The sequence below is a fragment of the Occallatibacter sp. genome (assembly GCF_036502485.1).
Taxonomy (GTDB): domain Bacteria; phylum Acidobacteriota; class Terriglobia; order Terriglobales; family Acidobacteriaceae; genus Telmatobacter.
Genome location: NZ_DASXYM010000006.1, coordinates 1 through 20426, shown reverse-complemented (window position 1 = coordinate 20426; position 20426 = coordinate 1). Strand labels below are relative to the sequence as shown.

Below are 20426 nucleotides of genomic sequence, written 5' to 3'. Positions count from 1 at the left end.
CAAGTGACGATTCTGCAGTTTGTACTTTGGAGCATCCTCAAGGTCATCGTCGTGACGGTGGTGCTGCTGATGGGCGTCGCCTACACGGTGCTGCTTGAGAGAAAGCTTGTGGGGCGCATTCAGAATCGCTGGGGGCCCAGCCGCGTTGGCCCGTTCGGCCTCCTGCAGCCGCTGGTCGACGGTGCCAAAAACTTCCTCAAGGAAGACATCATCCCCGCTACGGTCTACCGGCCTCTGTACCTCCTGGCGCCCATCCTCTCGCTGGGCTGCGCCATGATCTCCATCGCGGTGGTGCCCTTTGGCTCGCCCTCCATTGAGAAGGATGGATTCCGTTTCTTTCAGATCGCCGACGTGAACATCGGTTTGCTTGTCATCCTCGGCATCACGTCTGTGGGTGTATACGGCATCGCGCTGGCCGGCTGGTCATCGAACAACAAGTACTCTCTGCTCGGCTCCCTGCGCTCTTCCGCCCAGCTGATCAGCTACGAACTGGCGCTCGGTCTGTCGCTTGTCGGCGTCGTCCTTCGCGCCGGCACGCTGAACCTGCGGCAGATCGTCGAAAGCCAGGCCACCCATGGCATCCTCAGCTGGAACATCTTCGGCGGCCTGCAGTTCATCGGCTTCTTCATCTACCTGATGGCAGCCTATGCGGAGACCAACCGCGCGCCGTTCGACCTGCCCGAAGCCGAAAGCGAACTCACCGCCGGCTATCACACCGAATACAGTTCCATGAAATTCGCCATGTTCTTCATGGCGGAATACGCCAACATGATCACCGTAGGCTGCGTGGCTACTCTCCTCTTCCTGGGGGGATGGACCAGCCCGCTCGGCAATCTCATCGGACCGTTCGAGAGCACCTTCGCCAATGTCGTGTTTCCCATCTTCTGGTTTGTGCTCAAGGTCTTCAGCTTTCTGTTTCTGTACGTCTGGGTGCGCGGCACGTTGCCGCGCTTCCGTTATGACCAGCTCATGAATTTCGGCTGGCGGTTCTTGTTGCCGCTGGCAATTCTGAACATTGTTGGTACCAGCCTGTGGTTCGCCTTCATGCAATAATCGCGGACTTTGTCTGTGATGCCGCGCGATGAAGTGAAGCGCGCGGTCAAGTAGAATCAGAGGAGTCTCCCAGAGCGAACTCCTGCTTTGTGGCCTCCTCTCAATCGGCGAGTCACCACGACTTGCTGCCAGCAGCATGTGATGGAACAATGCACCTGGTACTCTTTATCATCTTTGCCGGACTCTCGGTGGCGGGCGCTCTGAACCTGCTCCTGCAGAAACATCCCATCAACAGCGCCCTCTCGCTGGTGGTGGTGATGAGTTCGCTGGCCGTGCTCTATCTACTGCTCGGCGCGGAGTTCCTGGCCGCGGCGCAGATCATTGTCTACGCCGGCGCCATCATGGTGCTGTTCACTTTTGTGGTGATGCTCCTGAACGCCGGCCGCGAAGAACGCACTCTGGGCAGCCGCGCCGCAGCGCTCCTCGGCTTTCCTGCCGTGGCCGTTGTGCTCGCGGTCGTCGCCACCACCATTCTGCGCGCCCCTGGACTGGGCGCAGTTTCGCTCAGCGACCCCATCACCAGCACAGAGGAACTGAGCCGCGTGCTTTTCCACGAACTCCTGCTTCCGTTTGAAGTCACGTCGGTACTCATCCTCATCGCCATCCTCGGCGCTGTGGCGCTGGCCCGCGCAGGAACCGGCGACCACCCCAGGAAAAGGGTTCCATTCGCAGGAGCCGCGGGCGGAGAACGGAGGGGCAGCAAGTGATTCCTATCTCCTGGTATCTGCTGTTGAGCGCCACCCTGTTCTGCCTGGGCATGGTCGGGTTCCTCATCAAGCGCAACATCATCACGGTGTTCATGTCCATCGAGCTGATGCTCAACGGCGTGAACCTTTCGTTCGTCACCTTCGCCCACCAGTGGCACCTGGTCAAGGGACAGATCTTCGTTTTCTTTGTGATGGTCGTAGCCGCGGCTGAAGCGGCTGTAGGACTCGCCATCATCATCGCCATCTTCCGCGCCCGCGCAACATTGGCCGTCGACCGAATCGACCTGATGAAACTATGACAGCAATCTTTCCACTCTGGCTGATTCCGATCCTGCCGTTCGCGGGATTCCTGTTGAACGGAGTCTTCGGCGCGCGATTGCCCAAGCCCATCGTGACCGCGATTGCCCTTCTCGCGCCCTTGGGCTCCTTTATTGCAGTCCTCGGCAATGCGCGCGGAATGTTCGGCGCTATGCCTGCGCTGAACATTCCTCACACTGAAATTTTGGGCAGTTGGATCAACTCCGGCAATCTGCACATCGACATCACCCTCGTCCTCGACCAGCTCTCCCTCATCATGCTCCTCGTGATCACCGGCGTAGGCTTTCTCATTCACTTCTACTCCGTCGGCTACATGCATGACGACACCGGCTACTGGCGCTACTTCAGTTACCTCAACCTGTTCCTGTTCTTCATGACCACGCTGGTACTCGCCGGCAACGCCCTGCTGATGTTCGTCGGCTGGGAGGGCGTCGGGCTCGCGTCCTACCTGCTTATCGGCTTCTGGTACAAGAAGACCTCCGCTGCCGACGCCGGCAAGAAGGCTTTCGTCGTCAACCGCATCGGCGACTTCGGGTTCCTCATTGGCATGTTCCTGCTGCTGGCCAACTTTGGCTCGCTCAGCTTTGCTGAAGTGGCCACAAAGCTCGCCGCTAATCCCGGCTGGACCGGCGGCATCCTCACCACTATCTGCATCTGCCTGCTTATCGGCGCAACCGGAAAGAGCGCGCAGCTTCCGCTTTACGTCTGGCTGCCCGACGCCATGGAAGGCCCCACGCCCGTCTCCGCGCTCATCCACGCCGCTACCATGGTCACTGCCGGCGTTTACATGATCGCCCGCACTCACTTCCTGTTTGACCGCTCGCCCCTCGCGCTCCTCATCGTGGCGATCGTCGGAGCCGCCACCGCGCTCTTCGCCGCCACCATCGGACTCGTACAAACCGACATCAAGCGCGTGCTCGCCTACTCCACCATCTCCCAGCTTGGCTACATGTTCCTGGCCTGCGGCGTTGCGGCTTACTCCGCGGGCATCTTCCACCTGATGACGCACGCATTCTTCAAGGCGCTCCTCTTCCTCGCAGCCGGCTCGGTGATCCACGGCCTCGGCGGCGAGCAGGATATGCGCCGCATGGGCGGCCTCCGCAAGTCGATGCCGATCACCTTCATCACCATGACGTTCGCCGTGATCGCCATCGCCGGCATCCCACCCTTCGCCGGCTTCTTCTCCAAAGACGCCATCCTCATGGCCGCCTTCACGCAAGGCACAGCCGGCAAGGTCTTCTGGTTCGTCGGCCTCTTCACTGCCCTGCTCACCTCGTTCTATATGTTCCGCCTGTGGTACCTCACCTTTATGGGCAAGCCGCGCAGCCACGACCTGCACGCGCATGAAAGCCCCTGGTCGATGCTCGGGCCGCTCTCGATCCTCGCCCTGCTCTCGCTCGGCGGCGGTTGGATGGGCGCCGGCCGCTTCGGCATGTTCCTCTCCCCTGTGCTCGAGAAGAAGACCATGGAAGCCGGCGAAAACCATCTCGAACTCATCCTCAGCGGCGCCGCCATCGCCGCCGGTATCCTCGGCTGGCTCATCGCCCACCTGCTCTACCGCAACAACGAAGGCCAGGAACCGCTCGCCGCCGCTCCCGGTTACGTGGTGCTGGAACGCAAGTACTGGGTCGACGAAGTCTACGGCGCAGTGATCGTGAAGCCCATCCTGGCGCTCTCCCGGTTCGTCCTCGAGTGGGTCGTCGAATACGCCATCCTCGGCGGCATCGCCTGGTTTTTGGCCGGCAGCGCACTGTTCGGCGGCGCAGTCCTGCAGAAGTGGCAATCCGGCAATCTGCGTTCGTATGCGGCATGGCTCGCCGCCGGCGCCGCCGTGCTGCTGCTCTTCGCACTGGCTTCCTGGAACAACATGCTGCCGCTGAGCATGCACTTGAATTGGGCGGGGCACTGAGACCATGGACGCGATCAATAACTCGATTCTCACGTGGATCCTTCTGGTCCCCATCGCCGGCGCGATCCTGATTGCCCTCCTGCCCGATCGCGGCAAGCTGGCCGCGTGGGTCGGCCTGATCACTACACTCCTCACGTTCGGGCTCACGCTGCATCTGCCCGCGCACTTCATCCCCGGTCAGCCTGGATTTCAATTTGAAGTGAACCGGCCGTGGATCGATCTCAACGGATCGGCCGAAGCCGGCGCGCACTTCTCCGGCATTGCGTACCATGTAGGCGTCGACGGCCTCAGCATGTGGCTGGTCGTTCTGAGCGGCCTCCTCGGCCCGGTCGGCGTGCTGGCAAGCTGGAACGCCATCAAGGAGCGCAAGAAGGTTTTCTACTCGCTCTTCATGGTGCAGCAGACCGCCATGTTCGGCGTCTTCATCGCCCTTGACCTCATGGTCTACTACGGGTTCTGGGAGCTCACGCTCGTCCCCATGGCCGTGCTCATCGCCATGTACGGGCGCAAGAACGGCCCCGCCGCCGCCACCAAGTTCTTCCTCTTCACGTTCATTCCCTCGGCGCCGCTGCTGGTGGCCATCCTCTGGCTCTACGTGAAGACCGGCACGTTCAGCTTCACGGATTTGCGCGTGATCCTCGCCAGTTCAACCTACTCGGGCACAGCCATGTTCTGGGTAGCCCTGGCGTTCCTCGTCGCCTTCGCCGTCAAGGTCCCGGTCTTCCCGCTGCACGGCTGGCTTGCCGACAGCTTCAGCGAAGCGCCGGTCGCCCTCTCCATGGTGATCGCCGGCAAGCTCGGCCTCTACTCGATGATCCGCTTTCACGTTGGCCTCTTTCCAACCCAGGCCAAGGCGATGGCCCCCACTCTGATCGCATTGACCGTGATCGGTGTGATCTACGGCGCCTGCCTCGCCCTCGTGCAGCGCGACTTCTGGAAGCTCATCGCCTTCGCCACTGTCAGCCACTTCAGCCTCATCACGCTTGGCGTTTACGGCTTCACTCTGGCCGGCCGCGATGGCGCCGTCTTCCAGACGCTCAATGAAGGCGTCATCGAAGGCGCTCTCTTTGTGTTGCTCGGCGTGCTCGACACCCGCTACCACACCAGCCAGATCGCCAGCTACGGCGGAGTCGCGGCCCGGCTTCCCCGCACTGCAACCTTCTTCGTCATCACCGGCCTCGCCATGGCGGGGCTTCCGCTGATGAACGGCTTTGTCGGCGAATTCCTCATCCTCTCCGGCACATTCACCGGGGTCAGCAAGGGCTGGGCCATTGTGGCCACGCTCACCGTGATCCTCGGCGCCGCGTATGTACTCTCGCTCGTGCAGCGCATCTTTTACGGACCCGAAAGCCCACTGGCCGCCGCCGAACCAGTCCTCGACCTCCATATCCATGAGTGGGTCGCGCTGGTGCCTCTTGCCGTGCTGATGCTGGTCATGGGCGTGCAACCCAACAAGTGGCTGAATGCAATCGAGCATTTCGAGGGGCCGCTCACCATTCAGCAGCCGCTTACCCCCAGCGGTCCGCCTACTGCTCGAATCGTTTTGACAAGCACCGCCGCGGAGGCAAAGTAATGAACGCACAGGACAGCCTTCGCATATTGCCTGAGATCATCCTGACGATCACCGGCATCCTGATCATGCTGATCGACGCCAGCATTCCCGTCGGCATGCACCGCCGACCCCTGGGCTGGCTTGGCGCGCTCGGCACCACCATCGCCCTGTGGGCCAGCGTCTGGCAACTGAACCTGGGCACGGGGACCGGCTTCTTCGGAGCCGTAGAGACCAGCCCCTTCACCGTGTTCTTCCACGTCCTGATCTGCGGCATCGTTCTGGTCGCCATCCTGCTCTCCATGGACACGCTGCCGGAAGACTCGCACCACCAGGGCGAGTATTACGCGCTGATGGTCTTTGGCTCCGTCGGCATGTGCCTGCTCACCAGCGCCGTCGAACTGCTGGTCGTCTTCATCGCACTGGAAATCTCGTCCATCTCCACTTACATCCTCGCCGGCTATCGCAAACAAACCGGGCAGGGACCGGAAGCAGCCATCAAGTACTTCCTCCTGGGATCCTTTGCCACGGCGTTTCTCCTCTACGGCATCGCGCTCATCTTCGGCGCCACCGGCACCACACAGATTTACGAGATCGCCCGCATCGTGCCCGGCGTGGACAATCGCGGGTTTGTCATCATGGCGCTCATGATGATGATGATCGGCATGCTGTTCAAGGTATCGGCAGCGCCCTTTCACGTGTGGACGCCCGACGCTTACGAAGGCGCGCCCTCGCCGGTCGTCGCACTGCTATCCACCGCGCCCAAGGCCGGCATCTTCGCGCTTCTGCTGCGCGTGACCTACGAGATGCTGCCCACGCTGCGCAACGTCTGGCAGCCGCTCCTGTGGATCGTCGCCGTGGCCTCCATGACCATCGGCAACCTGGCCGCATTGCGGCAGCAGAACGTCAAGCGCATGCTGGCGTACTCGTCCATTGCCCATGCGGGCTATCTGCTGGCAGCTTTCGCCGGCCTCGGCAACACCGGCATCGCCGCCGCAGCGTTTTACACCGCGGCCTATGCGGCCATGAACGTAGGCGTATTCGCCGTCGTCACCCTGGCCGAAGGCTACGAAGAAGAACGTCCCATGGTGCACGACTTCCGCGGGCTCATCTACCGCTCGCCCCTGCTCGGCATCCTGCTGATCTTCTTCCTGGTCTCGCTCGTGGGCATCCCGTTCACCAGCGGATTCTTCGGCAAGTTCTATGCCTTCTCCGCGGCGGTCGGCGGCGGCGCCATCGTGCTCGCACTCATCGGATTGCTCAACTCCGGCGTATCGGCGGCGTACTATCTGCGCCTGGCATTCACTGCGGCGCAGCGGCCTGAAGAAGAGACGCGGCGGCCAGTCGCACTCCCACAGCTCGGCATCGCGGTCGGAGCCTCGCTGCTCTTCACCACCGCAGCCACGCTGTGGCTCGGCATAAATCCGAACGGAGTTCTCCATGCGGCTGAAACAGCCGCGCACACCCTGCAGGTGCCGGGCGTGGATACGACAACCCAGGGAGTCAATCAGCCACAGCAGCCGCGTCCTTGACCTCAGATTCCATCGCAGCGGGTTGGCGTGCCGCCTCCCGCTCCTCCGCATCCCGCAAAAGCTGCTTGTAAAACGTTGTCGTGTTCCCCAGCACCCGCCGTTTCATGAATTGCTGCGTCACCCAGTGGCGCGCCGCTCGCCCCATCGCCAGACGCGGACCCGGATGCTGCAGCAAAATCAGCATGGCTTCTGACAACGTAAAAGCATCCCCAGGTGGAACCCGCAGTCCCGTCACACCGGAGAGAACCGCGTCCCGCGCACCCGTGCTCAGGGTCGTAATCACCGGCAGCCCGCTCGCGGCCGCCTCCAGCGCAACATTCGGGAAACCCTCGCGCCACGTCGGCAACACCAGCAGATCCATGGCTCGATAGTAGGGCGCAGTGTCGGGAACAAATCCGGTACACACAATGCGCGGATGAGCCTCGATCTTCGCACGCTGAAACACGCTGAGCGCATCTTCCGATTCGTCGAACCAGCCCACCAGCAGCAGTCTTGTATGGGGAAGAAATGCCAGCAGTTGATTGAAAGCTTCCACAAGGTCCGGAATCCCCTTGTCCTGCGTGAGGCGTCCTACATAGCCCACCACCGGCACTTCCGCCGTAATCCCAAGCTGGGGGCGCATCCTGTCGGGCCCCGGCGCAAAGCGTACCGTGTCTACCCCGTTACTGCTGCCGCAGCCAATCACGCGCAGCTTGCCTTCGGGCGCAATCCCCAGCGAGCACACCTGCCGGCGCAGGCTTTCACTGTTGCAAAGAACCACATGCGCGCACGCCGCGGCAAGCCGCTCCATCGCCTTCAGCAGGATCCGCTGCAGCCCCCGGGACGTTTCGAAGCGCAAACCGCGCAGAAAATACACGCGGGCGGGAACCCCGCACAGCCACGCAGCAATGTTTCCCAGAAGGCCCGCCTTGGGCGTGCTGAACTCCGTGAGTGCCGGCGAAAGCTCCCGCAACACCCTCCAAAGCCGGAAAACGGAAACCATATCAGCCAGCGGAGCGATCGTCCGCTGCATGGGAATCGAGAGGAAAAGGGCGCCCTCATGAGAGGCAAGATCGTCGGCCATGGCGCCCGAACTGCAGATGAGCACCACGCGAAATCCAGCTTCCTTCAAAGCCCGCAGCCTTCCCCGCAAAATAATGCAGGATTGCGGGTGAGTGATGCCTACCACAGCAAGCGGCTGATCCAGCGGGCCAGAGCCCAACTTCCCCATGCTTAAGCTCCCAAGTTCCTCTTTGGGGAATGAGAAGAATCAGTGGAACTCTATCAACTCCGCACAAAATGCACTTGTGAGCACTGTCACAGGCATATGCGAAATAGGTTCAGTACGCTGGTAACTCTCAGGCGAAATGAACAAACAGGCCATCATTCTGCTGGTTATTCCGCACCTCGGCGGCGGCGGAGCGGAGCGCGTGGTAGCACTGCTGGCAGCAGGCCTCAATCCCAATCGCTTTCAGGTGCACCTTGGCCTCGTTACGCAAACGGATGCCGCAGGATTTGCCCTCCCCCCCAACGTGACCGTGCATGGAATCGGCGCGCGACGCGTGCGCTCCGGCTGGTGGAAGCTGCTGCGATTGGTGCGCAACCTCAAGCCGGACGTGATTCTTTCCGGCATGACGCATCTGAACCTGCTTCTGCTCCTGCTCCGGCCTCTTTTCCCACGTAAGACCAGGGTGTTGGTTCGCCAGAACGGATGCGTGCTGGCCGGTGAAAGCCTGAGCGCGTATCGCAAGCTCTATTCGCGCGCCGATGCGATAGTATGCCAGAGCTCTGCAATGGCTTCGGATTTGGCACGGCTGGTGAGCATGAAACCCAAGCTGCGCGTGCTTCCAAACCCAGTCGACCTGCTGGCAATTCGCAACCTGACCCGCAGCGCGCCGCCTCTCTGGACGGGGCCAGGACCGCATCTCCTCGCCGTGGGCAGGCTCGCCCCTGAAAAAGGCTTTGATCTGCTCCTGCAAGCCTTTGCCCGGGTGCGCAACCGTTTCCCTTCCGCGGATCTCACCATCGTAGGCGAAGGACGCGAAAAAGCGGCGCTCGAGATGACCGCAGGGCTTGTTGGCGTACGCACGGCAGTGCGGTTCACCGGTCACGTCGATCTTCCCGCCGCGTGGTTTCCCGGAGCCACCGCGTTCGTTCTCTCCTCGCGGCATGAGGCCCTGCCCAATGCCTTGCTGGAGGCTGCCGCCGCTGGTTTACCGCTGGTGGCCACGCCCGCCTCGCAGGGAGTCGTCGATCTGCTGCGCGGGCAGCCGGGAGTCTGGATCGCGCCCGCTATCTCAGTGGACGCGATCGCCGCCGCGCTCGAAGCCGCTCTAGACACCGTGAAACTGGAATCCCGGTTCGCTCACGACTGGGTAAATGCCTTCAGCCACGACCGCGCCATTGCAGCCTACGAATCTTTTCTCGACGAGTGGATAGCGGAGCCTGTGCTTTGAACCACGTTGCATTTCTGATTCCCGGCATCGACAAAGTTGCCGGCGCGGAGCGGCAGGTGATCACGCTGGCGCAGGGCATGGCACGCCGCGGATGGCACACCAGCCTCATTGCGCTGACTGGCAGCGGCGGACGTGCGGCCCGCGACTTGATGAGCATGGGTGTGGGCTTCCTCTCCCTGCACATGCGCAAAGGAATCGCCGACCCGCGTGGCTGGTCTACCTTCCGCGACTGGGTCCGAACCGAGACCCCCGATATCCTGCACTCGCATCTGCCGCACGCAACGTGGATGGCGCGCGGCGTCCGGCTCATGGCGCCCGTGAGGGTGGTTATAGACACGGTCCATACGTCGGCGACAGGAAGGCCCGGACGGCGCTTCGGCTATGGCGCTACGGGCTGGCTCTCCGATCGCGTCACTGCGGTCAGCCAGGCGGCGGCAGATGCCTGCGTTCACGCCGGAATGATTCGCCCTGAACGCCTCACCGTCTTGCCTAACGGAGTCGATGTGCAGCAATGGCAGCCGGATGAGACGGTGCGTGCGCGCGTGCGGCGCGAACTCGGAGTCAAGGACGAGTTCGTCTGGTTCACAGCGGGTCGCCTGGAGCCGGTCAAAGACTACCCCGCCATGATCCTGGCCTTCATGGGGCTGGCAGAATCTGCACGCCTGGTGATCGCGGGTTCCGGCTCCGAAGAAGCGCCTCTGCGCAGGCTGGTGGAAGCTCTCGAATTACAGGATCGCGTTGATTTTCTCGGCTTCCAGCCGGATGTCCGCCCATGGATGCAGGCTGCCGATGGATTCATTCTGTCCTCGCTCTGGGAGGGATTGCCGGTCAGCCTGCTTGAGGCGGCCGCCTGCGGTGTACCCTGCGTGGCGACCAACGTGCCCGGGACGCGTGAAGTCGTGGTGGACCGGGCAACCGGATTTCTCGCTCGGTCGGAAAGCCCGACAAGCTTGCGCAGAATGATGCTGCGGCTCATGCAGATGCCGCCTGAGAAACGGCACTCCATGGGGCTCGAAGCCCAGTTGAGAGTGACGAAGTTGTTCAACCTGGAAGCCGTACTGGACCGCTGGGACGCGCTTTACCGCAAACTATTGCAGTCAAACTCGCGTCCGCGGCGGCTCGCGGGCAGAAGGCCTCGCCTCAATATTCGGCCTGTCTTCGGCGACGGCTGAGGCTACGCCGCATTCTCAGCCTTGTGATCGCCGCCAATGCGTACACACGCTCCCGCAGGCTGAGCGGTGCGTCATCAAATTCCGCAAGCACTCGATCCACCGATGTAAACTGGCCAGCGCAGGATCTGAGAAAGGTGCGCAGCTCCGCGATCTGCGCGTCGTGCAGCGTATTCGGATGAACGCAGATGGTCCACACTCCGCTGCTCCGCGGAACAGGTGCCCACAACTGCATCGGAATCCACGTAAGGCCTCCGCGGACAAACGGCACGCGCGTAAACCCGTCTGACAGCAAGCCAATCCCCTCTTCCTGCAATGCCCGCAAAGTGTTGTTGTCGAACCCGTGCCGGGGCGCCACAAAAAGCCTTGCGTCCAGTCCATGCCCGCGCAGAATAGCCATCCCGCAGGCAATCCTCTCCCGCTGCCGTTCAAACGAAATTCCAGCAAACTCGGACGTGCGATGCACAGGCACCAGACTTCGCCCGGATGCGGAACAGGTGTGACTGAACCCATGCAAGGCGATCGCAGCGCCCGCGCCCTGCAGCGCCCGCATCTGTCTCCAGAACGTTTGGTCCGCAGGGGAGGCGTCCAGTTCACGATCCTCATTCGCCGGTACAACGGCGAGAATCGGCCGTAATCCGAACTCCTCGATCAGCGCACGCAATCTCTCCCACCGTTCCCTGTGCACCGTCGGACACAGGTCGTCCACGCGCAGCAGGTACTGGGCAGGCTTGCAAACGCGCGCCCCCCTCACGCGGCAGCCTCCGCCGCGGCCAGCAGCCTGCGCGACCAGAAACACAGCAGAAGAAACGTGCTCACACACCACAGCGAAGTAGACAGCGCAATACCAGCCACCCCCATCCAGCGCATCAGCACAATGTTGAACACGATATCGAGCGCCAGGTTAATTCCGCCGCAGTAGAACACCAGATCGGTGCGCCGCATTGCGATCACGAGCCGATAGAACACCCGGCTCACCACGAAGAAAGGAATCTGCACCGCGTACATTGCCAGCGTAGGCGCCACCACGCGCGTGTCGCGCGCCGCAAACGCTCCATGCTGCAGGGTGATGCGCACCAGCGGACCCGCGCCCGCGATCAGCACCACCGCAATTGGCACAGATATCACCGTGGCGCGAATGGTCCATGCGCGAACCGAAGCGCGGCATGCCTGCCAGTCCCCGCGTGCTGCCAATTCCGAGAAGTGCGGCGCAACCGCCGTCGCGATCGAACCTGCCAGCAGCGTTACGGCGACACCCACAAACCGGCCGGCAAACACCAGCGCGGAGACGCTTCCCGCCGGCAGCATCGCGGCCATCGCCTGGTCCACCAGCAGACCGCTCGACGCAACCACCGAGCTCAGCAGCACCGGGCCAAACTGGTGCGCCACTTCGCGCGTCGCTTCATCGCCTCCAGACCAGCGCAGCCGGAACGCGTAGCCTCCCGCCTCCATACCCGCCGCGACGAAAACAGCTTGCAGCAGAGTTCCACCTGCCGTTCCGATCGTCAATGCCCAGATGCCCAGCGAGCCCTTCCCTGCGAGCGCCGTCGCCATCACGCAAACCGACACCAATAGCGGCGTCAATGCCGGCCATGCAAACCGCCCCTGGGTATTCAGTACGGCAGTGCAGTTGGAGGTAATTCCCCCCAGCACCACGCATGGAAGAAGTGCATAAAAAAGGTGCACAGCCAGATCGAGCTTCCCCGCCGAAAAGCCCGAGCCGATCAGCGGAAACACAACACGCGCGCCCACTGCCATGGCTATGCTCGCCGCGACAAGCATTCCCGACGTCACCAGCAGGGAACTTGATAACAACTGCTGCGCACGCGCGTGTCCCTGTTGCAGACGAACCCGGATCAACGTGGGAATCAGCGCTTGATTCATCGACTCCGCCACCAGGTTGATCAGCAGATTGGGGATGAGGAATGCGGCCAGGAACGCATCCATCGCGTCCGAGCGGCCGTACAAGCCGGCCACCACCATCTCTTTTGTGGTGGCCGCGAGCTTGACCACCACGCCCGCCGCAGTAACCGTGAGCGCTGCGCGCACGATGCGGCGTTCGGCGCTCGCCGGCGCTGCCCCAATCGGAATCGTTCCCGCCGTATCGATGTCGACGCTCACACGCTCTCCCGTGCAACGGGCGGCGCAAACGTCGTACGCGCCAGGCGCGAGTCGCGCCGGCCGGCCGCGCTGGCCACCGCGGCATCCTCCCCAAGCAGGCGCGCGGCCACCGCGAGGATGCCCAGCAGCAGCCACGTTGCCCGGTTCTCCTGCACAGTGCCCACCAGCGAGCTCACCATCCATACCAGGAGGGCCGCTCCCAGCGCGATCCGCACCGAACCGCGAAGCTGCAGCACCAGAGCGACTGCGAAGACCGCCAGGAGCGAGCCGATCAGCAGCGCGATCACTCCGCCTTCCACCACCAGAACCAGCATTGTGTTATGTGCGGTATCGATGGGCGCCACGCCGGCCGCCGCCACAAAAGATCCCACCCCGTATCCGCAGAAAGGCGCTCTCACAAAAGCCTGCCACCCCGCTGCCCAGATCTCGGAACGCTGATTGAGGTCCCCGCCCATCAGTTCGCTCGGAAGCGTAGCAAGACGCACAAACGTCTGCAGCGGAACAATGACCCACGCACTGGCCAGAAGTACCGGCAGCGCGAAAAGCCCGGCGAAGAATGCACGGCGATTGTTATAGAACAGCAGCGCCGCGCATGCGCACAGCGCAATCGTCGCCGAAACCAGGCCCGAGCGCGATCCCGTCAACAGTATTCCCAGCATTCCCAGCGGAAAGTACGCACCAGTCACAAGCTTTCTCGGCCATCCCGATTCGCTGCCCACCAGCAGCGCGGTCAATGGGAACGCCAGATCGAGAAGCCGCGCCACGTCGTTGGGATCGTGCCCCTCGGCCACAAACCGCACCTGCCCGGTGCGAGCTGCGGAAACAAAGTTCAACACGGTAAGCACAGCGAGAACAGCTGCTCCGGCAACATAAGAGCGCAAAAGCCAGCGGAGGTCCCTGAGACTGTCGACCAGCTCCCAAACCAGCCACACGATGACGATCTCCTGGAAATATCCGCGAAGCTGCCTCAGCGACTCGTCCATATCCACGGTCCAGAAGCACGACAGGCAAAACCACACCAGCAGCATCACGCCCAGCACCGGTAAAGCCCCGGGCATGCGCAGCCTTCCCTCGTTCAGAATGGCCGGAATCAGCGCCAGCAACACGCCAATCACGGCAACCCGCGCGACATTCCCGAACGGCTCCCCAAAGTCCAGCGAGTACTCCCACGGGATCGCGAACGCGACCACCAGCAGCAGCACCCAGGCCGCGCGGCGCATGCTTAAAACCTCTGCGAGTAAACCATACCCGCGTAAATACTCACGCCCGCCGCCGACTGCACCGCCGACTCCAATGTGCGGTTCCACAGATTGCGCGCCATGGAATCGGGAACAAAGAGAATGTCGCGCTCGCCCACCGGTAGATCGGGATCTTCACCGCGCAGCATGCGCTTCAGATTCAACGTGGTCACCGTGCGTCCATCGTCGCGCGCATGAATCAACACCGCCTTGCCGAGATTGGCATTCTGCGACGGTCCCCACGCCAGCGACAACGCCTGAAGCACCGTGGTGTGCTGTGCCGGGTCGAGGGTAAAGCCACCCGGACGATTCACATCTCCCACCACGTACACCAGTCCCGCACGGCTCACGTGCACCAGATCGCCCGGCCACAGTTCGGGGTTCTGCTGTTCGTTTCCCGGCTGGTTGAAATCCAGCGTGAGCATCTGCGGATCGCCTGGCCGATCGCGATGCGTGATATCCACCAGCCCGCCGGCAGTCACGTTGATCCCGGAAGCGGCAGAAATCAGATCGAGCAGCCGATGATGAGGCCCATAGGGATAGACTCCGGGACGCCCCACCTCTCCCAGCACCGTAACGTCCTGGCCCACATACGCGGTCACCATCACCGTGACCTGCGGATGCAGCAGCATGCCTTGGGCGACCAGTGCATGCGCGATCGCAAGGGCCGCGGCCGACTCGTCAAGCCCCGCCACCTTGACGGCTCCAACCATCGGCAGCATCACGGTCCCCGCCTCGGAAACGCGTACGCTGGAGCGGAACTCCTGGGTGTGATACTCCGCCACATCCAGAATCTCGCCGGCTACAATCGGCCCCGCCATCGGCGCCATTGGAACCGCACCCGCAAGCGCCGTCTCGGCAGGCGCATTCCACACCGGCGGCGCTTCCTTCGGATTCGGATAGTTTTTGGTGTCCTTCGCCGGAGGAATCTTCACCACGCCGGTAGGCAGTCCGGACGTGTTCGGCGTGGGCGCCTGCGCGTTCAGCGCCACCGCCATCGTCACCAGCAGGAGCACGGTCGCCGCTCCTCTCACGCGCACCGGCCGCAAAATCCGCACCAGGTATACAGCGACGGCCGCCATCCACACCCCCGCAAACAGCGCAATCGCCAGGAACAGCGGCACATTCGGCGCGGTGGGCCTTGCCGGCGTGTGCGCGGGATCAACCAGCCACAGGTCCGGCGTGTGCACGCCCGCCGCCAGACCCGCCTCTTCCACCTTGCCCAGCATGCGCACATAAAGCTCCCGGCTCGCCTGTGCTTCACGCCGCATGCCCTCGTACTGCGCGGCTGCCGCGGACATCTGCTGTCCCTCCCCGGTGAGTTCCATCAACCGTTTGCGCACCATCTGCTCACGGTCAGCAGCGGTCTGGAAAGCGCTCCTGAACCGCTCAAGCAATTTGGCGTCCTCCGCCTTCTGCTGGCGGGCAAGATCCTCAAGAAGCTGCCGGATCTCCACCACCCGGGGAAAATTCGGCCCGTGCTCCGCGGATAGCTGCGCGCGTTCCTGCTCCAGTTCGCTGCGCCGCTGGTGGATCTGCCGGATCACCGCCATCGACAACCCGCCGCTCTCGGTCTGCAGCCGCGGACTCGATCCCAGCACCAGTTCCGGATCGCCCTCGGACGCAGCACGAAACTCGGCCTCGCGCATCATGCGTTCAGAGCTGGCCGCCACCAGTTCCCGGCTCACCTCGTCTGCTTGCAGAAGCGCAGTCAGATGCTCTCCGACGCCCGACTGCCCGTTCTGCGTCTCAGGCGTGATCAGCAATCCATGCTGTGTCTGGAAAACCGCGAGTTGCTCCTGCTCCCCGTCAGCCTTGGTCTTCAGCTCGGCCAATTGCCCGCTCAGCCATCCCGTAGCCTGCGCCGTGGCCAGAATCCGCGTCTCCGCCTCCTGATCCTGAAACGCGCGCACCAGCTCGTTGAGCACCGCAGCCGACAGCCCCGGATCCCTCGATCGGAACCTCAGCTCAATAAGCACCGTGCGCGGAACCGTGCGGATCGACAAAGACTTCTGGAATCGCTCCAGCAGATACGCCTGTGCCGCGGGATTGGGCGCTTCCGGCCGAAAACCTGCATCCCGCGGCGGCATCCCGTTCGCAAATCCCGGAGACTGGTACAGCCGCTTGGCCAGAATCACCCGCCACGCAAGCTGATCACTGCGCAGAACGTTCGCCAGCGTTTCCACCTGCGCTTCGCCCGCAGCCAGTGAAACCGCCCGCGCCCCCTCCGGAGCCTCCAGATTCAGCGAACTGATTTCCGCGGCGCGCCAGGCCACCCGGGCCCTCGCTTCGTATTGCCTTGGCGCCACCAGGCAATAGAGCACGCACGCCAGCAGCACGCCTCCCAGAACGCCCAGAAACACCCGCCAATGCTCCACCAGTGCGCGCGCCGACGTGTTCAGAGACAAATACGAGAGACGCCCCGCCGCCTGAGCCTGCAGCCCTTCGGCTGCGCGAGGATCAGAGACTTGATTCACTGCGGGTGCGTCAGCCAACGCAGAAACCTCTGGGCAAAAGAGTCCATCGGCGTGTGCACCTGTGCCTGCGATTCCCAAATTGGTGCTGCCGGGGTACCACTTGCAGTGTGAACGGGAAACAGTGCAGTTGTTTGTGAGGTACATCACGGTACTCACGTCACGGCAACCATCTGTTCTTTTCCCGCCAGAACAGACTCCCCGCCGCCCCGCCCCTTCACGACGCCCACAGGGGTCATCGTGTATCTTGAGGGGGTTTGGTTATGATCCCTTTGCACGCCACGCTGGCTGAACCACAGCACTTCTCCGTCATCGAGAAAGTCGTTTTCCTGCTGCTGGCCGCAGCCTCCCTGGCCCTCTTCTTCGGCCGATTCGCCCCCATCCTCAAGCGCATTCTCGCCTCCCGCAAGGACCCCGATTTTCACCTCGCCCCCCTCGGCCGCCGCGTCTGGGACTTCTTCGCTGAAGTCATCTGCCAATCCAAGGTCATCCAGCAGCGCCCCCTCCCCGGCCTGGCCCACGCCTTCGTCTTCTGGGGATTCCTCGCCTTCGCCCTCGTCACCCTCAACCACGCCGCCGTCGGCCTGGGCTTCGGCTTCCTCTCCCCCGCCGGCCTCTTCGGCCGCTTCTACTTCTACCTGGCCGCTGCCTTCGCCATCGCCTGCGCCGCCGGCATCTTCTCCCTCTTCGTGCGGCGCTTTTTCGTGCGCCCCCGCTGGCTCGGCAAAAAGGTCTCCTACGAATCCGGCATCATCGCGGGCTTGATCTTCCTGCTCATGGCGAGCTACCTCGCGTCCTTCTTCGTCACGGACACCGACCCCGCCGCCCGCGCCCTCTGGTGGATTCATACCCTTACCCTGCTCGCCTTTCTACCCATCATTCCCCACACCAAACACCTGCACCTGGTCCTCAGCCCGGCCACCATCTTCCTGTCACGCGGCGGGTTCAGCAAAATCCCCCCGCTCGTCGGCGATGAAGACTTTGGCCTCGTTACCGGCAAAGACCTCACCCAGCTCGTCAGCCTGCAGGCCTATAGTTGCGTCGAGTGCGGCCGCTGCAGCGAGCACTGCCCCGCTACCAACACCGGCAAGGAGCTCAACCCCAAAGAAATCATCCTCGGCGTGCGCGCTTATCTCAACGGGCCCGGCCCCGCTTCCGAGGAGACGCTGCTCGGCAATTACAACTCCCAGACCGCCGTCTTCCAGTGCACCACCTGCGGCGCTTGCGAGTTCCAGTGCCCCGTCGGCATCGAGCACCTCCCCATCATGGTTGGCCTCCGCCGCGGCGCAGTGAACACCGGCACGTGGGAGGATGACTACGGCGCCAAGCTGTTCAACCAACTCGAACGCGGCAGCAACGCCCTCGGCATCAGCGCCCTCGAGCGCGACAAATTCATCCAGAAGCAGCAGTTCCCCCTCTTCGACGGCACACAGGAATACTGTCTCTGGCTCGGCTGCATGGGCGCCTACGACCCCAAAGGCCGCGAGATCGTCACCGCCTTTGCGCAGGTCATGAACTACCTCGGCGCGAGCTACGGCGTGCTCAAGAAAGAAAAGTGCACGGGCGACCCCGTCCGCCGCCTCGGCAACGACCTCGTGTTCCAGACCCTCGCTGAAGACAACCTCAAGAACCTCGCCCAGAACAAAGTCAAGAAGCTCGTCTCCATCTGCCCCCACTGCGTCCGCACCATCCAGGAGGACTGGAAAGCATACGGCACCCCCCCGGAGATCGAGCATCACACCGAGTTCATGGCCCGCTTCGCCGACCGCCTGCCCGCCTTGAAAGGGCACAACTCAGCTGGCCCAGCAAAGGGAATCCCGGAAGACGGCCTCGTAACAGGGCACGACTTCAGTCATGCCGAAAACGGCCCACACAAAAATGGGGCTTCAGCGCCTGCAAAACCCGAAACCATCGTCTATCACGACCCCTGCTATCTCGGCCGCTATCGCGACGTCTACGACCAACCCCGCCAGCTCGTTCAACTCACCGGCCAACTCGTCGAAGCACCGCGCCATAAAGAGCGCAGCTTCTGCTGCGGCGCGGGCGGCGGCCTCGTCTTCCTCGGCGAAGAAACCGGCGACCGCATCAGCCACACCCGCGCCAAAGAACTAGTCGCAACCGGCGCGCAAACCATCGGCACCGCCTGCCCGTTCTGCAACTCCATGTTCCGCGATGCCCTCGGCGAAATGGACGGGACCGCACCGCAGTTGCTCGACGTCGCACAACTCATCGCCCGCAACCTACCGGTACCATCCAAATGAAACTGTCATCCTGAGCGGAGCGCAGCGGAGTCGAAGGATCTGCGGTTGCTTTTCAAACGAGATGATCAAACCGAAGGTAACCTTATGAAAATCATAGTAGCCATCAAACAAGTCCCCGAACGCGACGCGCAAGTCCGCATCGACGCCTCATCCAAATGGATCGAAGAGTCCGACGTGCAATACGCCATGAACGAGTCGGACGCCTACGCCCTCGAAGAAGCGCTTCAACTGAAAGAAAAGAACGGCGGCGAAGTGGTCGTCCTCTCGGCCGGTCCCGAGCGCGTGGGCACCACCATCCGCGAAGCCCTCGCCAAGGGCGCTGATCGCGCCATCCACGTCGACTGCAATAACCTCGCCGAGCGCGATGCTCTCTCGGTCGCCAAGCTCCTGGCCGAAGCCCTCAAGCCTGAGAGCCCCGACCTGGTCCTCACCGGCCTTCAGTCCGACGACCTCGGCTACGGCCAGACCGGCGTCATCCTCGCCGAACTCCTCGGCACTCCCCACGCCTCGCTCATCCTCACCGTCGAAAAAACCGACAGCGGCCTGAAGGTCAAGCGCGAGCTCGAAGCCGGCTGGTTCCAGGAGATCGATCTGCCCCTCCCCGCCGTCCTCACCATTCAGTCCGGCGGCAACAAGCTCCGCTACGCCACGCTCATGGGCATCAAAAAGGCCAAGAGCAAGGAGATGCGCGTGGTCGGCTGCGAAGATCTCGGCCCCGCATCGCCGGCTCTCGCCGCGCTCGAAAACATTGCCATGCCGCAAAAGCAAAAGTCCACGCAGATCATCGAGGGCGACCCCAGACAGGCCGCCGCCACACTGGTCGAAAAACTGAAGTTCGAGGCGCGCGTACTATGAGCGGAATCTTTGTCATTCTTGAAGAACGCGACGGACGCGTCAGCCGCGTCAGTTGGGAAGCTCTGGCCGCCGCCAGGCAGATCTTCCAGCAGCGCCAACAGGCAATCGTTGCCGTCGTGCTGGGCGCAGCCGTTGATATGCAACTGGCGGAGGCCGCGACCAAGGGGATCGACAAAGTGATCCGCGTCCACCACCCCTTGCTGGCGCCCTACACGTCCGATGCATACACCATCGCCCTGCACCAGCTCATCCAGCAGGAGCAGCCTTCGTACGTGGTGTTTCCCCACACCTACCAGGTGCGCGACTTCGCCCCCGCCCTGGCCGCCAGATTGGGCCAGGTGCTCGTCAGCGACGTCGTCGCCCTTAGCGATGGCCCCGTCTTCACCCGCCAGCTCATGCAGGGCCGCCTGAATGGCAATTACCGGCATGCCGGCAACGGCCCGTGCCTCATCTCCGTACAGGCTGGAGCCTTCAGAGCCGACGCAACCGCGGTCGAGGAATGCGAGGTCGCTCAGTTTGAACCGCAGATCGAAGCCGGGCAGATCCGCACCAAACCTGGCGCCCCCTTCCGCGGCTCCGCGCAAACCGTCGATCTCGGCTCCGCACAGCGCATCGTCAGCGTCGGCCGCGGCATCAAGGAGTCCGACAACCTCCCCCTCGTCCAGGAACTCGCCACCGCCCTCGAAGCCGAACTCGCCGCCTCGCGCCCCATCTGCGACAACGGCTGGCTCCCCATGGAGCGCCAGGTCGGCAGCTCCGGCCAGACCGTCTCCCCCAAACTGTATCTCGCGGTGGGCATCTCCGG

16 protein-coding genes are annotated in these 20426 nt (G+C 62.9%); 11 read left to right on the top strand and 5 right to left on the bottom strand.

Features of this window, described 5'->3' with window-relative positions; translation table 11 throughout:
• The first annotated feature begins 3 nt into the window (after positions 1-3).
• The 6 genes from nuoH to VGL22_RS01125 all read left to right on the top strand — a co-directional run bounded on the left by nuoH (position 4) and on the right by VGL22_RS01125 (position 7068).
• Positions 4-1053, top strand: coding sequence for an NADH-quinone oxidoreductase subunit NuoH (gene nuoH / locus VGL22_RS01150; RefSeq protein WP_465265036.1), 1050 nt, complete (start codon positions 4-6; stop codon positions 1051-1053).
• Positions 1054-1202: 149 nt separating this feature from the next.
• The gene (locus VGL22_RS01145) at positions 1203-1760 is read left to right on the top strand and encodes an NADH-quinone oxidoreductase subunit J family protein (protein WP_465265035.1); all 558 of its coding nucleotides are present in this window, start codon (positions 1203-1205) and stop codon (positions 1758-1760) included.
• Entirely contained in the window at positions 1757-2059 is a 303-nt protein-coding gene (gene nuoK, locus VGL22_RS01140; protein WP_465265034.1) for an NADH-quinone oxidoreductase subunit NuoK, read from the top strand. The genes VGL22_RS01145 and nuoK overlap by 4 nt, the downstream gene beginning before the upstream one ends.
• Entirely contained in the window at positions 2056-3987 is a 1932-nt protein-coding gene (gene nuoL, locus VGL22_RS01135; RefSeq protein WP_465265033.1) for an NADH-quinone oxidoreductase subunit L, read from the top strand. The genes nuoK and nuoL overlap by 4 nt, the downstream gene beginning before the upstream one ends.
• Before the next feature lie 4 nt (positions 3988-3991).
• The gene (locus VGL22_RS01130) at positions 3992-5560 is read left to right on the top strand and encodes a complex I subunit 4 family protein (RefSeq protein ID WP_465265032.1); all 1569 of its coding nucleotides are present in this window, start codon (positions 3992-3994) and stop codon (positions 5558-5560) included.
• A complete protein-coding gene (locus tag VGL22_RS01125; RefSeq protein ID WP_465265031.1) occupies positions 5560-7068 on the top strand; it encodes an NADH-quinone oxidoreductase subunit N in 1509 nt (502 codons plus the stop codon). Before VGL22_RS01130 ends, VGL22_RS01125 begins: the two co-directional genes overlap by 1 nt.
• Here VGL22_RS01125 and VGL22_RS01120 read toward each other — a convergent pair.
• The gene (locus VGL22_RS01120) at positions 7040-8278 is read right to left on the bottom strand and encodes a glycosyltransferase family 4 protein (protein ID WP_465265030.1); all 1239 of its coding nucleotides are present in this window, start codon (positions 8276-8278) and stop codon (positions 7040-7042) included. The two genes, VGL22_RS01125 and VGL22_RS01120, sit on opposite strands and share 29 nt — an antisense overlap.
• Before the next feature lie 136 nt (positions 8279-8414).
• Between VGL22_RS01120 and VGL22_RS01115 the strand changes: the two genes are divergently transcribed.
• Both VGL22_RS01115 and VGL22_RS01110 read left to right on the top strand, forming a co-directional pair.
• On the top strand, positions 8415-9503 hold the full coding sequence (locus tag VGL22_RS01115) for a glycosyltransferase (RefSeq protein ID WP_465265029.1): 1089 nt from the start codon (positions 8415-8417) through the stop codon (positions 9501-9503).
• A complete protein-coding gene (locus tag VGL22_RS01110) occupies positions 9500-10675 on the top strand; it encodes a glycosyltransferase (RefSeq protein ID WP_465265028.1) in 1176 nt (391 codons plus the stop codon). Before VGL22_RS01115 ends, VGL22_RS01110 begins: the two co-directional genes overlap by 4 nt.
• Here the strand turns inward: VGL22_RS01110 and VGL22_RS01105 are convergent.
• From VGL22_RS01105 to VGL22_RS01090, 4 genes are read right to left on the bottom strand one after another with little or no spacing between them, the layout of a single operon-like run.
• Positions 10644-11426 carry a DUF2334 domain-containing protein gene (locus tag VGL22_RS01105; protein WP_465265027.1) on the bottom strand — a complete coding sequence of 261 codons (783 nt, stop codon included), beginning with the start codon at positions 11424-11426 and terminating at the stop codon, positions 10644-10646. The genes VGL22_RS01110 and VGL22_RS01105 overlap by 32 nt on opposite strands.
• The gene (murJ, locus tag VGL22_RS01100) at positions 11423-12793 is read right to left on the bottom strand and encodes a murein biosynthesis integral membrane protein MurJ (protein WP_465265026.1); all 1371 of its coding nucleotides are present in this window, start codon (positions 12791-12793) and stop codon (positions 11423-11425) included. The genes VGL22_RS01105 and murJ overlap by 4 nt, the downstream gene beginning before the upstream one ends.
• Positions 12790-14013 (bottom strand): O-antigen ligase family protein, encoded by a 1224-nt coding sequence (locus VGL22_RS01095; protein ID WP_465265025.1) that lies wholly within the window; start codon positions 14011-14013, stop codon positions 12790-12792. The genes murJ and VGL22_RS01095 overlap by 4 nt, the downstream gene beginning before the upstream one ends.
• 2 nt (positions 14014-14015) lie before the next feature.
• Entirely contained in the window at positions 14016-16526 is a 2511-nt protein-coding gene (locus VGL22_RS01090; RefSeq protein WP_465265024.1) for an SLBB domain-containing protein, read from the bottom strand.
• A gap of 242 nt (positions 16527-16768) precedes the next feature.
• Between VGL22_RS01090 and VGL22_RS01085 the strand changes: the two genes are divergently transcribed.
• From VGL22_RS01085 to VGL22_RS01075, 3 genes are all read left to right on the top strand, one after another.
• Positions 16769-18766, top strand: coding sequence for a (Fe-S)-binding protein (locus VGL22_RS01085; RefSeq protein WP_465265023.1), 1998 nt, complete (start codon positions 16769-16771; stop codon positions 18764-18766).
• An 84-nt stretch (positions 18767-18850) separates the two neighbouring features.
• Positions 18851-19621: an electron transfer flavoprotein subunit beta/FixA family protein gene (locus tag VGL22_RS01080; protein WP_465265022.1), complete on the top strand. Its 771-nt coding sequence runs from the start codon at positions 18851-18853 to the stop codon at positions 19619-19621.
• Positions 19618-20426, top strand: an 809-nt coding sequence (locus VGL22_RS01075) for an electron transfer flavoprotein subunit alpha/FixB family protein (RefSeq protein WP_465265021.1), incomplete at its 3' end; no start/stop codon positions are given. The genes VGL22_RS01080 and VGL22_RS01075, both read left to right, overlap by 4 nt.

Coding starts and splice junctions, on each gene's coding strand:
- VGL22_RS01145 (WP_465265035.1), top strand. CDS start 1,203: ATGCACCTGGTACTCTTTATCATCTTTGCCGGACTCTCGGTGGCGGGC.
- nuoL (WP_465265033.1), top strand. CDS start 2,056: ATGACAGCAATCTTTCCACTCTGGCTGATTCCGATCCTGCCGTTCGCG.
- VGL22_RS01130 (WP_465265032.1), top strand. CDS start 3,992: ATGGACGCGATCAATAACTCGATTCTCACGTGGATCCTTCTGGTCCCC.
- VGL22_RS01125 (WP_465265031.1), top strand. CDS start 5,560: ATGAACGCACAGGACAGCCTTCGCATATTGCCTGAGATCATCCTGACG.
- VGL22_RS01120 (WP_465265030.1), bottom strand. CDS start 8,278: ATGGGGAAGTTGGGCTCTGGCCCGCTGGATCAGCCGCTTGCTGTGGTA.
- VGL22_RS01115 (WP_465265029.1), top strand. CDS start 8,415: ATGAACAAACAGGCCATCATTCTGCTGGTTATTCCGCACCTCGGCGGC.
- VGL22_RS01095 (WP_465265025.1), bottom strand. CDS start 14,013: ATGCGCCGCGCGGCCTGGGTGCTGCTGCTGGTGGTCGCGTTCGCGATC.
- VGL22_RS01085 (WP_465265023.1), top strand. CDS start 16,769: ATGATCCCTTTGCACGCCACGCTGGCTGAACCACAGCACTTCTCCGTC.
- VGL22_RS01080 (WP_465265022.1), top strand. CDS start 18,851: ATGAAAATCATAGTAGCCATCAAACAAGTCCCCGAACGCGACGCGCAA.